This window comes from Chryseobacterium sp. JM1, assembly GCF_000737715.1.
Lineage (GTDB): Bacteria > Bacteroidota > Bacteroidia > Flavobacteriales > Weeksellaceae > Chryseobacterium.
The window spans coordinates 1-13,654 of record NZ_JPRN01000017.1 but is presented as its reverse complement, the minus strand read 5'-3'; the positions used below and the strand labels follow the sequence as shown (position 1 = coordinate 13,654).

12 protein-coding genes and 2 tRNA genes are annotated in these 13,654 nt (G+C 39.4%); 13 read left to right on the top strand and 1 reads right to left on the bottom strand.

All coding sequences use genetic code 11. The features are described 5' to 3' along the window. Positions 1 to 4 precede the first annotated feature (4 nt). From IW22_RS20710 to IW22_RS20680, 6 genes are all read left to right on the top strand, one after another. Positions 5 to 74 (top strand) — tRNA-Ala (locus IW22_RS20710). 115 nt (positions 75 to 189) lie between these two features. After that, positions 190 to 615, top strand: coding sequence for a hypothetical protein (locus tag IW22_RS23860; RefSeq protein ID WP_051891337.1), 426 nt, complete (start codon positions 190 to 192; stop codon positions 613 to 615). Continuing rightward, the gene (locus IW22_RS20700) at positions 602 to 2,518 is read left to right on the top strand and encodes a hypothetical protein (RefSeq protein WP_034730607.1); all 1,917 of its coding nucleotides are present in this window, start codon (positions 602 to 604) and stop codon (positions 2,516 to 2,518) included. Before IW22_RS23860 ends, IW22_RS20700 begins: the two co-directional genes overlap by 14 nt. 131 nt (positions 2,519 to 2,649) lie before the next feature. Then, positions 2,650 to 2,720: transfer RNA gene (locus IW22_RS20690), tRNA-Ser, on the top strand. Between the two features lie 19 nt (positions 2,721 to 2,739). Beyond that, positions 2,740 to 3,072 (top strand): hypothetical protein, encoded by a 333-nt coding sequence (locus tag IW22_RS20685; protein ID WP_034730604.1) that lies wholly within the window; start codon positions 2,740 to 2,742, stop codon positions 3,070 to 3,072. Further along, positions 3,056 to 3,841, top strand: a complete 786-nt coding sequence (locus IW22_RS20680; protein ID WP_034730601.1) for a TatD family hydrolase — start codon at positions 3,056 to 3,058, stop codon at positions 3,839 to 3,841. The genes IW22_RS20685 and IW22_RS20680 overlap by 17 nt, the downstream gene beginning before the upstream one ends. 76 nt (positions 3,842 to 3,917) lie before the next feature. Here the strand turns inward: IW22_RS20680 and deoD are convergent, their stop codons facing one another. Further along, the gene (gene deoD, locus IW22_RS20675; protein WP_034730597.1) at positions 3,918 to 4,628 is read right to left on the bottom strand and encodes a purine-nucleoside phosphorylase; all 711 of its coding nucleotides are present in this window, start codon (positions 4,626 to 4,628) and stop codon (positions 3,918 to 3,920) included. Between the two features lie 359 nt (positions 4,629 to 4,987). Between deoD and IW22_RS20670 the strand changes: the two genes are divergently transcribed. From IW22_RS20670 to IW22_RS20640, 7 genes are read left to right on the top strand one after another with little or no spacing between them, the layout of a single operon-like run. Continuing rightward, positions 4,988 to 5,635 (top strand): hypothetical protein, encoded by a 648-nt coding sequence (locus tag IW22_RS20670; protein WP_228384082.1) that lies wholly within the window; start codon positions 4,988 to 4,990, stop codon positions 5,633 to 5,635. Further along, positions 5,625 to 6,341, top strand: a complete 717-nt coding sequence (locus IW22_RS20665) for a hypothetical protein (RefSeq protein ID WP_034730595.1) — start codon at positions 5,625 to 5,627, stop codon at positions 6,339 to 6,341. Before IW22_RS20670 ends, IW22_RS20665 begins: the two co-directional genes overlap by 11 nt. A 6-nt stretch (positions 6,342 to 6,347) precedes the next feature. Next, positions 6,348 to 7,481: an AAA family ATPase gene (locus IW22_RS20660; RefSeq protein ID WP_034730592.1), complete on the top strand. Its 1,134-nt coding sequence runs from the start codon at positions 6,348 to 6,350 to the stop codon at positions 7,479 to 7,481. Then, positions 7,454 to 8,197, top strand: coding sequence for a hypothetical protein (locus tag IW22_RS20655; RefSeq protein WP_034730589.1), 744 nt, complete (start codon positions 7,454 to 7,456; stop codon positions 8,195 to 8,197). The genes IW22_RS20660 and IW22_RS20655 overlap by 28 nt, the downstream gene beginning before the upstream one ends. Beyond that, complete coding sequence (locus tag IW22_RS20650) at positions 8,188 to 10,569, top strand: hypothetical protein (protein WP_034730587.1); 2,382 nt, start codon at positions 8,188 to 8,190, stop codon at positions 10,567 to 10,569. The genes IW22_RS20655 and IW22_RS20650 overlap by 10 nt, the downstream gene beginning before the upstream one ends. Beyond that, positions 10,559 to 12,265: a hypothetical protein gene (locus IW22_RS20645; protein ID WP_034730584.1), complete on the top strand. Its 1,707-nt coding sequence runs from the start codon at positions 10,559 to 10,561 to the stop codon at positions 12,263 to 12,265. The genes IW22_RS20650 and IW22_RS20645 overlap by 11 nt, the downstream gene beginning before the upstream one ends. Next, the gene (locus IW22_RS20640; RefSeq protein ID WP_034730582.1) at positions 12,258 to 13,277 is read left to right on the top strand and encodes a tetratricopeptide repeat protein; all 1,020 of its coding nucleotides are present in this window, start codon (positions 12,258 to 12,260) and stop codon (positions 13,275 to 13,277) included. Before IW22_RS20645 ends, IW22_RS20640 begins: the two co-directional genes overlap by 8 nt. Positions 13,278 to 13,654: the final 377 nt, after the last annotated feature.

Genomic DNA, 13,654 nt, shown 5'->3' with positions numbered 1-13,654 from the left:
AGGAGAAACGTTAGCTCAATGGAAGAGCGCTGGTTCGGCAAGCCAGAGGCGCAGGTTCGAATCCTGCCGTTTCACAGAAAATAACAAGGAAAGAAATAGTTTAACCCGGAGAAAACCAGCTTCTAAGAGGCGAATTATCGGTTCGAATCCGATTTTCTTTCTGTTTTTTATCATCAAAAAATAAAAGCCATGTTGAAAAAGATATTTGATTTTTTTAGAGAAAACGGTCCTGTTGAAGAAATAACAGTTGTTCCTGTACCACAGGAAAGTACACTTCATTTTGTAGAAAACACGAATGTTCCCGAATTATCTGACATTAAGCCTTACCTAAGAAAAAGTTCAGAGGCAAGAGAAAAAATCAACAACCTGGAAGAACACACCAAAACCTATAAAGAATACTGTCTGGAAAAGACAAGCAACCAGCATACCCTGAAAGCACCCGGATATAAGATCGTTGAAAAAGATGGTAGTATGGAAACTTTTAGAATCTATGGTGATGGCTTTATTTTTCACGGTGAACATAAAATCCTTCGCATAGAAAGTGACTATTTTGTGAAGTACATCCAGCAGGAATACAATCCCATAACCCAACTGACAGAAAATGCATACGACTGATCCCATCACAAGATATAAAGTATTCTCCGCGGAAGACCTTCCGGAGACGGCTTTTGATGACCACGTGACCGTAGAAATATATGGCAGAAACATCACATGGGACATTGAAGAACTGAACGGAACCCTGCTTCTGCGTGGAGAAGGATGTCAGTTTCCAAACCTGAAAACAGTCAAAGGATCTTTGTCTGTAGATGCGGCAGACTGCTCTCTTCCCAATCTTAAAACGGTGGAAGAAAACTTCACGCTTCATTGTTTCGCCCAAATCCAGAAGCTGGAAACAGTAAAAGGTCATTTCAAATGCATCATCGATTTTGATTTTAAAAACCTGGCAACGATAGGAGGAAATATTTCCCTTAAAAAAGCCAATGTCATCGCAAGAGGTAAAAAACTGGTGCAGTCCAGAATTGTCATCCCGGTCAATCATCAGTATGAAGTGGAATTTCTTCCGAAAGAAGGTATTTTTAATGTTGATATTTTCGGTAACGATATTATTATTCCGCACTATGAAATCCGTGGAAGAATCAATGTTTATGGTAAAAATGTATCTTTTCCCTACCTTGAATTTCTTCAGGGACAGATCAATATGGAATGCCGTGACAAAACCGGCCATTATTTTACCCACGATTTTCCGGAACTGAAAAAAATAGTCGGACACCTCAGATTTGAAAAGACAAAAGCTTCTTTTCCGGTACTTCAGGAAATCACGGGAAATATTCTATTGGAACAGGGTTGCTATGCAGATTTTCCATTGCTGGAGACTTCAGGCAGCATTTCTGTTAACCGTAATTCAGGGGTAAGATTTCCATTGTTGAAGAATGTGAACGGAAATATTCAGATTCAGGGGGAAACCTGTCATTTTATATCTTTGGAAAAAGTAAAAGGAACGTATAAAACCCACCAGACGATTGCCCCTAAGATTCAGGAAGTCGGGGATCTGGAGATGCATACTTCTTTGGAATTTGAGCATCTTAAGAGAATCAATGGAAGGCTGATCAATGCATTTAAAGTTAATTTTAAATCTCTGGAGTATATTAATTTTTTCGGTGATGAAAGGCAGAACGGTTCCCGTCTTCCGGCATTGAAGCAAATTAATTTCTATCTGTACCAGAAAGACGATCATTTTGAACATCTGGCTAAAAATATTTATTTTAAGATCAATGACAGAATGTATCTTTCCAAAGATAAACTGATCCTCTCCGGATCGTCTTTCAACTATGTGGTGCATCAGCAGAATTACACCATCCGGAAACTGATTTCCATCCTGAAGCTGCGTCACAGTAGTTTTCAGAACTTTATGACAAGAGAATATGAACGCCAGTGGACGAGGTTTGAAACCCCGTTTTTTACCAAAATTCTGGAAAAAATAGAAAAACTCTGGAATATAGTGGAAACCATACAGTTTGAAGAATTCTTCGAATCTACGGACAGAAACCTACGTCTCTTCTGTTTTAATTACATAGGAGTAGGAAATCTGATGAATCGTCTGGAAGCAGAAAAGATCAATGAAGAAGAAGTGGAACTGAATTACAACGAATACGATCAAAACGGAAATAAAACCCAGATCCGAAGAATCAACCGTTATGAGGTGTATAAAATTGAAAATAAAAAATTAGGAATTTATACATGGCGTGAAACAGATCAGTATTCCTACGCCGTAAAATGCTGGTGCCCTTCCACAGAAAAGGAACACTGGCTTTGGATAGAACAGGAATATAAAGGAAATGCACTTACCGCCATCGCATCTACTTTCAGGATACATGAAAACATTATTCCACACATCAAGTGTCTGAAAAGACAGGGCGATCTTCTGATCTGTGAACTGGAAAGGGAAATTACGCCACGTGGCTTTCCCAGAGCGCTCACCGCTTCAGAATATTTCAGCCTGCTGGAAGTGGAAGCATAACTAAAGAAACAGTAGTTTAACTGGAAAAACATTCCCTTCACCGGAAGGTTGCAGGTTCGGGCCCTGTCTGTTTCTATTTTAAAAACTAAAACAATGAAGAAAATACTAAACTCTTAAATTTTCAAATAAACGGAAGCAATAGTTTAACGGAAAAACGCACACTGCTAATGTGATATGCGGGTTCGACTCCCGCTTGCCTCCCTTTTTAATGTGAATAAAAGATGAGAAACACTTATAATAAAGGCAATTTCAGAGCCGGAGAAGATGGAAAAATCTCTCAGGAACTTAGAAAATATGGCAATAAAAAATGGCGAAGAACAGCAAAAGCAGTCATCAAAGATCAGCTAAGCGAAACCTTTACATTTAAAAAAGCCAGAAAAGCCAGACACAAAATCATCTGGGTGAAAATAACGAAAGAATTCAACGGAGTAAAACGTTCGGATTTCAGAGGATTTTATGCTGAAAAAGAATTCAAAAACGTTTTGAAAGACCCCAAGATTGTAAGATTTTTTATATACAAAGACAAAACAAAAACAAATGAATACATACATTGATATTGGCATTAACCTGACCAATAAACAGTTCTATAACGAACACGAAGAAATTATCAACCGCGCCCTGGATAATGGGGTAGAGCAAATGATCCTCACCGGAACAAGCGTACGCGGAAGTAAAGAATCTGCTGAAATTGCAGAAGAATATCCTGATATTTTATTTTCTACAGCGGGAATTCATCCCCACGATGCCAAGTCTTTTAACCAGGAAAGTATCCGGGAACTTAGAAACCTTTTGATATTAGATCAGGTCGTATCGGTAGGCGAGTGCGGGCTGGATTTCGACCGGGATTTCTCTCCCAGACCTATTCAGGAAAAGTGCTACAGAGCCCAGCTGGAATTAGCCGTTGAGGTTAATAAACCCCTTTTCCTGCATGAACGATCAGCTTTTAAAAGATTTAACGAAATTACAGATGAATATTTTTCCCGGTTACCGGAAGCGGTTGTTCATTGCTTCACAGGAACGCTTGGAGAAGCTAAAATATATCTTGACAAAGGATTTTATTTAGGATTTACCGGCGCGATAAGTGATGACAAAAGATTTAAACAGCTGGAAGACGTGATCAAATATACTCCGCTGGACCGCATGATGATAGAAACCGATGCCCCGTTCATGCTTCCGAAGAATATGCCGCGAATGCAGAACCGCCGGAACGAACCGTCTTTTCTGCCTTATGTAGCACAGACGATCGCCCACTGGAAGAAGATGAGTATTTCTGAAGTCGCGGAGGAAACCACCGAAACCGCCAGGAATTTTTTCAAACTATAAAAAAGAGCTCTACTGATGAAGTAAAGCTCTTTTTTTATGGCGAAACTGCAAAACTGCAGCTTAACTTTCTTTTCTGTTAAAGACTTTTTATTGCAGATTCCAAAGCCAGTTCCATCATTGGTTTAAGGGCTTTTTCTCTTTCGTCAGCAGAAATTTTTTCGTGCGTAGGAATAATATCAGTTACCGTAAGAATCGTCGCTGCATTTTTTCCTAAATGCTGGGCATTCGCAAATAATCCGAAAGCTTCCATTTCTACAGCCGGACAGTTGTATTTGGTAGCAATCGCAGGAACATTAGGATCTTTTCTGTAGAAAATATCGCTGCTGTGTACATTGATCGCTTTGGTCGCTAAAGAAAGCTCCTGAGCCGTTTCATTGATCGTTCCGAAAATATTTCCCTGGTGAGGAAGAATATCATTTTCAATTTCCCATGCATATTTTGCATATGTACTTTCGCTGGCTGCATTTTCAATATTTAAAATATCAAAAAGTTTAAGGTCTGTTGTATAAGCTCCGCACGTCCCGATTCTGATGATGGTATCTACTTCATACTCCGTAAATAATTCAAAAGAATAGATCCCGATGCTCGGAAAGCCCATTCCGCTGGCACCTACAGTGATCTCTTTTCCTTTATAAAGACCTGTATAATAAAAGATTCCTCTTGTTTTGCTTACCAGTTTAGCATTTTCCAAATAATTTTCAGCAATATATTGTGCACGAAGCGGATCCCCCGGCTGCAATACTACTTTAGCAATTTCTCCTTTTTTTGCACTGATGTGAATACTCATAATGTTATTTTGAAGGGACAAAGATAGCAACTTTTAGATTGAAATATCTAAAGATTTGTAGTTCAATATCCTAAGTTTTCTAAGCACAGATTCCCCTCCGCCGGAGGGGTGGCAGATCAAAGATCTGACGGGGTGGTCAAAAAAGGAAAAAATTCCCCAAAACCAACCTCATAGGTTTCCAAAACCTATGAGGTTATATTAAGCAAACGCAATAATCTGCACCATCTGCCCAATCCGCGAGAGCAAAAAAAAAGAAAAAGACTTTCCACAGTAATTAAATCACCAGATTTATGAATGATTCACCTCAAATATTATCTAACGATCAACGATTCTCTGCGAAATAGTTTTATTTTTGTTAGATGATGGAAACCAGGTCCCCATTTCTAGACACTATTTTTCTGCTGCGAAACAGCGGATCGATTACTGTATTTTCAAATCTGCATGAAATCTCAAAAAAAGAAGAACAGGAAGCCGGAGATTATTTTGAAACAGAGTTCGAAAAAGAGAGACTGGAATTTTTATCGACAGCTATACACTGTGATAAAGAAGCCGCAGTTTGGGGAGCAAAAGTTCTGTATCATAGTGCTCAGCTCTACCTTATCCGCGAAAATACATCAAAAGATCTGGATAAACTGATCCCTAAAATGAAAGCATCCTCTGATATTTCCTCCGTTTTGTCTGCGGATTTATCCCTGAGATTTTTACCACAAATAGCTTCCGTATTGCAGACCGCTGATCCATATGATCCATTGGTGAAGATTCTGGAAGATATTCTCACACAGTTTCATTATTCCGGAATAGGATATCCGCTGAATCTAGATAAAATTAACTGGGAAAAAGAGCTTCAGGATAAGGTGTACAGGAAATTGTATCTTGAAAGAATTGTGGAAAAGAAAGCCTATTCGCTGGCAGAAATTCCCTATATTAATAAATTGCTTATGGCAGATTTTGGACTTCATAAGGATGTTTACTGGCGGGATTTAAAAATAGTTGCTCATGGAGATTAATACTGCAGTTGCATTGGGAGGAATAGTTGCTTCCTACTTTTTTGTGTTCTGTATTTTGGCATATTATGCCAATATTTTGATGTTTAAAACAAAAGTGAATGAGATTTGGATGTTCATGTCCTTTTCAAAACCCTTATATGCCTACACCATAAAAAATGATCTCAGAATTAAGTTTGGCTATATTCCCCTTTCCAGCCTTGTGAAAACAGATTCAGGAGGGGATGTGGGGCTTAATGACGATGAACTGAAGAAATATGATAGGCGGACCATGAAAAATGCCTTTATTTTTCATGGAATGATGGGAACTATGCTCACCGTTTTAATTGTTGCTGTCAGTTGGATTTCAGGGTATGATCCCCTTGTGATTTTTAAAGATTTCGGAAACCATATCTGGCTGCTGTTTTCAGGAAAGAATGACTTTTCTGGGTTTGTAAATTTTATTCACAGCCAATACACCGCATACGGTAAGCATTTTTTTATTTTTTTAAGTGTGGGAATATATTTTATTTTTATCTCATTGGTCCTGATGATTTCCTCACTGTATTCCTTCCTATCGGCGCTTATGGGCATTGTGATAATAGTTGGATACTTTGTTGTAGGCTTTAAATTTCTAGAACTTCCATTTACTTTTTATATTGATCTTATTCTTTCACTGATTGTAATTGGATTTATATACTTTTTACTGTTAAGATTTTTCATTAAATAAATACTAATGACTCAAAATATTACAAAACTCAATACCGTTCTCAACTACGTAAAAGATACCTTCGTAGGAAAAAATGATGTGGTAGATCTGCTGGGAATATGTCTTCTGGCTAAAGAAAATGCATTTCTGTACGGGCCTCCGGGAACCGCAAAATCTGCAATTGTAAGAACGCTGTCCAAAACAGTGAAAGACGGCAAAAACTTTGAATATCTGCTGACCCGTTTCACAGAACCAAATGAAATTTTCGGACCGTTTGACATCAGAAAATTAAAAGAAGGCGAACTTCTTACCAATACCGAAGGCATGATGCCGGAAGCTTCACTGGTTTTCCTGGATGAGATCTTCAATGCGAATTCTGCCATCCTGAATTCACTGCTGATGGCTCTGAACGAGAAAATTTTCAAAAGAGGAAAAGAAACAAAACATCTGCCTGCGCTTATGTTCGTTGGGGCGAGTAACGTTCTTCCCGAAGATGAATCTTTGAACGCATTATTTGACCGTTTCCTGGTGAGAATTAATGTCGATTATGTAAATCCTGAGCTTCTTCAGCAGGTACTTCTTGCCGGAAGAAAACTGGAAAACGAAACGGAAACTGATATTCCCGAAATTCTCGCAGACGAAATAAGAGAACTTCAGAATCTGTGTAAAGCAGTGGATTTAAAACCTATTTATGAAGTCTATTTAAATACAATCATCAGCTTAAGAAATACAGGAATTGCCATTTCCGACCGTAGAGCGGTAAAACTTCAGAATCTGATTGCGGCCAGCGCCCTGATCTGCGGAAGAAATGAAGCTGTACTTTCAGACCTTTGGGTGCTGAAACATATCTGGGATACGGAAGAACAGATTGAAATCCTTGAAGGCATCATCAACAGAACCATTGAAAAAGATGATAACCCGAAATCCCATCCACAGGCGATGCAGAATAAAACTCCAAATCCGGAGGAAGTGATGAAGGACGTGAAGATTCTCATAGAAAAATGGAACAGCGGAACGTTGAGTTTTGAAGAACAGAATGTGATCAAAGATAAATTGAGATACCTGCAGACCCGTTGCGACTGGATCAGAAATCCGGAGCAGAAGCAGTATATTCAGCAAGAAATTGAAAGCTTATGGCAGAAGATCCTTCAAACGGTGTAAAAGAATTCTGGGCAGAACTTCCCCGCGCCGATGAAGATTTTCTGGGTGCTATCCGGGACTGGAAAAATGTACAGATTGTAGTAGACGACGAGACGGTTTGGCTAAAGGGCTTTACCGAAGAACAGTCTATGTCTGCGGATATCCAGCAGCTTCCTAATTTTATGCTGTACGAACTGCGCGACGGACTTTTATTCAAAAAAGAAGCACTGGTCCCAAGCAAAAAAATGAGAACAGCTTTGCTTTGGTCAGCTATAGATAAAGCATTACGACTTACTTTTCCCGCTTCCAACAATAATTATTTTGGGATCAGCGAAAAAGTGGAAGTAAGATTAAAACCCGGAAATGAAGAACACCCTGCCATTGCATTGTTAAGTTCAATAGCAGAAATTAAAGACAGTATTCCCACACAGCCGAATTTCAAACTGGATAAAATAGAATGGGCAGTGATTGACGATAAAGCCTTATTTCTCGGAACACCGCTTTTGAGCCTGCCCGGAAAAACCTACTGGACCAGAGACGGTCATCTTTTGCCTTCAGGTTTTGATTTCGAATTTAAAAATTTGAGCTCACTCCTGCAGCAGCAATATAACAAAGCGTCGGACAAATGGCTGTTATGGAACGAAGACGGAACTTATCTTCCTGTGAAAAAAGAGGATTTCCGGAAACTGTCCGTAAGCTCATTTCGTCTTACTGAAAAAACAAAAGAATGGATTTAAACGAATATTTCCAGTCATACGAAAACTACTTTTGGGAGTGGGAGACCGACGAGGATATCGCCGGAGATTCCGGGTACCATGATCATAATCTCATCTCTATTCCGGGCGTTGGTGCGATAGCCTACAGACCTTATGTGATGGAGATCCTGAAAGAGCTGCAGCCGCAGGGATGGCCTCCTTTCGGGGCATTGCTGATGGTTTTGTATGCCATGCAGGACGGTTATACAGATTTTGCAGGTCCTTTGAAACATACGGCTAATTTTCACAGCATTGGAAATTTCGACTTCACCGCCGAGAAGAGTATTGAGTTCCTTGAAAAGCTGAAATCATTAAACAGAGTTTATAAACACGGGCAGAACAGAATTGTTCTGTTTCAGACTCTTTTTCAGGATGCCCACAACAGGATCGCTCCCGGCAAAGCAGAAATGATCCTGACCATCTACTACAAAAGACCCTACATGCTGGCGGCAAGTGCGGAGAAAAAATATGCAGGACCATCTGCCATCAACAGGGATTTAAGTGCCCTTGATCTGCTAAATGAAAAATTTCCTACCGTACAGTCCATCATTGATGCCATGCGCGATCACATTGATGAGCCTGAGCTGGATGATGAAGTGGTGGAAGAGGAAACTACCGTAGAAACCGATAAAGATTTTATCCAGCAACTGATCGAAGAACCGAAAACTTTTCAGGTAGGAAGTCTGATCAAAAGGATATGGAGCGGACTGAGAATTCCGATGCGTCATTTATCTCCCGGGGAACAACCCATTGGGGGAATTTCTGATATGGCGAATAAAGGCGACCTCCACAGAATGCTGCTTTCCGAATTTGCCAATGAAGATGAAGTGTTCATGAACCGTATTGCCAATAATGAAGCCCTGTACATCCAGAGAGAGATTCCACCGGAAGAAAATATATTTGAAAGAGCCATTTTAATTGATACCTCCCTGAGAAACTGGGGAACGCCTAAAGTCTTAGCGTTTGCATCGGCTATTGCTGTGATCAGACATCCGAAAGCCCATTCGGAGTGTAAGGTTTTTGCCTTGGGACAGGCCGGATTACCGGTGTCTCTTGATAAAATGGAAGACGTTATTGAAAACCTGAATCAGGTGAGTCCGATTCTGGAAGTTTCGGAAGCGCTGGCGAAATTTTTTAATGAAGATCATCGGGAAAAAGACCTTGAAGTGTTCTACATTACCCATCAGGAAAACCTTGCCGATGAAAAAGTGCGGAAAGTGATTCATGAAAACAGGGACCGCCTGAAATTCCTGATCACGACCTCTTCGGATGGCGAACTGAATTTTTATAAGCACCATAAAGGAGCCCGAAAGCATATTCAAAAGATAAAACTTCCACTACAGGAATTATGGGCCAATCCGCCACAGCGTAAACTGAAAGCGACGACTATTAATGGCAAGAAAACGGATCTTCCACAAAATTATCCGATCCTGTTTCCTACTCCGTCCAATAAAATTGCCCAGTTTTTATACGAAGGGGAATTTTACATTTTAAGTTCAAAGAAACAGCTGCTGAAAACGTATCTTTCTGATAATTATTATGACCGCAGCTCCTACGATTACTACAAAACATATCATGGATGCGAAGTCCTGATCGAAGATATTTCCGTAAAACCGAGAGGACAGTTTGCCCTGGCGAAAAATAAGCAGCAACAGTTTATCCTCTGCCAGTATCAGCCGGATAAAAAACTCATTTCCAAACTGAATCTGAATACGAAAGAATATTCTGAATTCAACGTTACAGGACTGAATATCCCGAGCTCGTATCATCTGACCTATTTCAGCAGAAATTTTTATCTGCATCAGCCTACGAATTCTTCCCTTTACAAAATCAGTTTGGAAGGAAGTATATCCGTAGAATCCGTTTTTAATGATGACCGTGAAATAGACAGAAATATTGCAAAAGCTGAAACCGAAGTGGCCAAGCTGAACCGAAGCGGAATGAAAATTATCAGCAATTTCAACCGGATGGGAATCAACGAAAATAATAATCTGGTGATCTCAGGAAATGAACTGTGCAGATTGTATGACAATTCACTGAACCTTTACAAAAACAGGTTTACCGTTAAGATTCTTGCAGAGCAGAACAAAAATAAATTTACCTTTCAGGACGGCAGTGAGATCATTACAGATCCCCGTGGAATGCTTACTTTTAAGAGCAGCAACACAGGAATTCCTACATTTTATATTCCCTCCACGGAGTATGGTTTCCTGGCATTGTCTACGAATACAGAATATGGCGGTTCAGAATATTACCTTCCGAAACAGACGCTTTTGAAAGTGAAAACCCTGGAAGAAATGTATTCACAGTATTTAACAGCGTTTATTGATCAAATCCTGGATTATGGAGCTTAGAATAAAACCTTTTCCGAAAAACAGCTATCCTAAGAAAGGGGTTTTAATCAAAGACCCGTCACCGGAGGTATGGCTTCACGAAATGGAAGTATTGGGACTCGATCTCAATAAAGTAAAATCCTATGCGATTCCGGCAGATCAGCCTAATGTTCTGTACGGATGTCTGCTGGTATTTTATCATGAAGCTCCTCAGGAAATTGGGAAGAATGCCTATTTTCAATGTGTAGACGATCAACTTTTTATCCCTGAAAATACTATATTTTATCCTAAAATTAATCCGGAAGACTGGCAGTCTGCAGGAACAAGATTGATGATGATGCATCCTGATTTTGGGTTTGTTAAACTGTCAGAAGAAATAGATTGGCTTTCTGTGTTACAGGAACCTGAAATAGCACAGGGTAAAGTAAGGAAACCTTCGAATGGCGTGAAAACCCCTCTGCATATTAAGAGTTTTACGGTTGAGATGGATGATGAGAAAATTCTGGCCGCCCTTCAGCAGCCGAAGAATGAGGAAGAATGGATGAAGAACCTGCCTTTTGATCTTAAAAAAGTAATGGCCGGAAATAAAAAAGAGATTGAAAAATATTTACAATATATAGAAAAATATCCTGACAGAGCGGTAGAGCTGGGCGTACCATTGGATATTATGGGAACTTCCCGTGGTGATGGCTTTGGAAACTTTACTTTTGGAAACAGTTGGCTGAGCACCCTGTTCGGAGGTTCCGGAGATAAAAAAGAAACGGCTGGAACCCGTAATTTCAGAAGAATATTCTGGGCTGTTGTCGTCATTGCGATACTGTTCAGGATTTTTATGCCTTCAGATAAAGACAAGACGCTGAAAGAAGATTTTCTGGTTTCATCCGGTAAAATCATGAACGGTGCTGATAAAACCCGCGCCGATATGATTGCGTACCAATCCGGTGTGACGGATATTGATATGAAAATTGATTCCATTTACGGAAAAGAAAGAAAAAAACTGTCCCGTGAATATTCTGCAGCCGGTGCCGCCATGTCAAAAGATCAAAACGAAAGGGAACAGTATAAAAAAGCAGGAGGGAGAAATCTTGGCGAGGTGGGTAACGACATCGAAAAACTCAACAGCAGAGAACATAACAGCCGGGATTCTCTGAAAATTATTTACTCAAAAAAGATAACAAAACATCTGGTTCAGCAGGAAGCTACGATGAAACGCCGTATTTCGGATTCCCTGAAACAATACAGTAAGGGAAAACCTGTCAATGGTGAAGTTGTGAAATTTGTTTTAAAGAAAAAGCAGGTGCTCATGGCAGATTCTCTTGGAAAACTGTACGGGACCCTTGACATGATGGAACTTCCTCCGTCTCCGATTAAAGATTCAAAAATAGGAAAGCTCGAGTCCGGCAAAAGCAGTTCACCTGAAAATACAAAAGTTTCAGATATCCTCTATCTTGTGATTTTTATGTTTGGAGCGGTGGGAATCTATTCTTTTATCTTCAAAAGAAAATCTTTAAACCTTGGCGGAGACAGTGTTCCGCTTTGGGTGAAGATTATTTTGTCGGTGTTCCTTGTGTCCATGCTGGTGTATCTGTTTTATCCACTGATAAAAATGTTTGGTTACAACTGGTTTGTATGGATTCTGGTGATCTGCGTCATTCTTCTCCTTTACCGACTGTTCAGCGAAGACAAAACCATTTTAAACCCTGACAACGATGAATAAACAGAAATTTATAGACAAATTCCTGATCGCATTTATGATCCTGGCGGTGTTTAAAATCATTGGGATAGGAGCACAGCTGTTCCACGAAAGCTTTTGGAGTGTTGTAGGAACGTTGGCTATTTTCCTTGTGGTAGCCTTTATTATCATGATTGTTATCACGGCTTTAAAAGATAAAGAACAGAACAGAAAAAACTCAGGAAGACGGGGTTCCGGAGGCGGAAGTTTCTATCTCGAAGCCTCTTTATTCGACAGAATCCGAAGCAGGTATGAAGAACTTGCCGAAAAATATATCGCTGAAAAAGACTACAAAAAAGCAGCAAAAGTATATATGAGCCTCCTTCAGGATAATTTCCGCGGAGCAAAAACACTGGAGGACGGTGGTTTCTACAATGAAGCGGCGGCCGTGTATCTTAAAAAATTAAACAATAAATCAGAAGCTGCCTCCTGTTATGAAAAAGCAAAACAGTACAAAAAGGCAATCGACCTGTACAAAGAACTGCAGCAGAAAGAAAAAGTAGGGGATCTTTACCGGGAAATTAGTGATATAAAAAATGCCCACATCTATTATCAGATGGTTGCAGATGACTATACAGGCAATAATCAAATGGTAAAAGCTTCTTTGGTGTACAGTAAAAAAATGGAGCAGCCTGAGGAAGCCCAGAAAATTTTGCTGAAAGGTTGGGAGGAAGATAAAGATGCCTTCAACTGTCTGAATAATTATTTCGCCAATGTTTTTGATGTCAGAAAACTGGAAACGGAAATTCAGAAGCTTTATCATAAAACACCGTCCTATAAAAAGACAATCTACCTTGAAGCAATGAAGCATGAGCTTAAAAAGGATCCGAAACTACAGCCTGTAATACGGAGTATCGCCTATGAAATTATTGCAGAAAAAGTAGGTACCCGTTCTGAGATCATCAATGAACTGAAATATTTTAACCCTGATGACAATGTTATCCTGAAGGATATTTCGAGGTTTAAGACGGGGAGGAATAAGATGTTGAGGAATTAAAGAATTTAAAGAATTTAAAGATTCAAGCATTTAAAAATTTAAAAAATGGAAGGTGGCTTCGAGGCCCTCAGCCACCCAGAACTGTAGCCTTAGTTTTAATGACATATTTTCTGTATGAATGAAGGAGATAGTTATTTTAAAATTAAAAGATTTAAAAATTCAGGCATTAAAACGATTAGAAGAAATTTCATATACCGGTAAATACAAGGTGGCTGATTTCTATGACGTTACCAAATTATTTATATAATTTTTTTCATAGGGCTTTTGTTTATTGATAACGGCAAAAGCCCTATGGATAATTTTATTTCTCACATTATTCAGTACCAGCATTTTATTTTTTCCCTCAGCTACCTTTCTTAAATAATATTCTCTAAGAT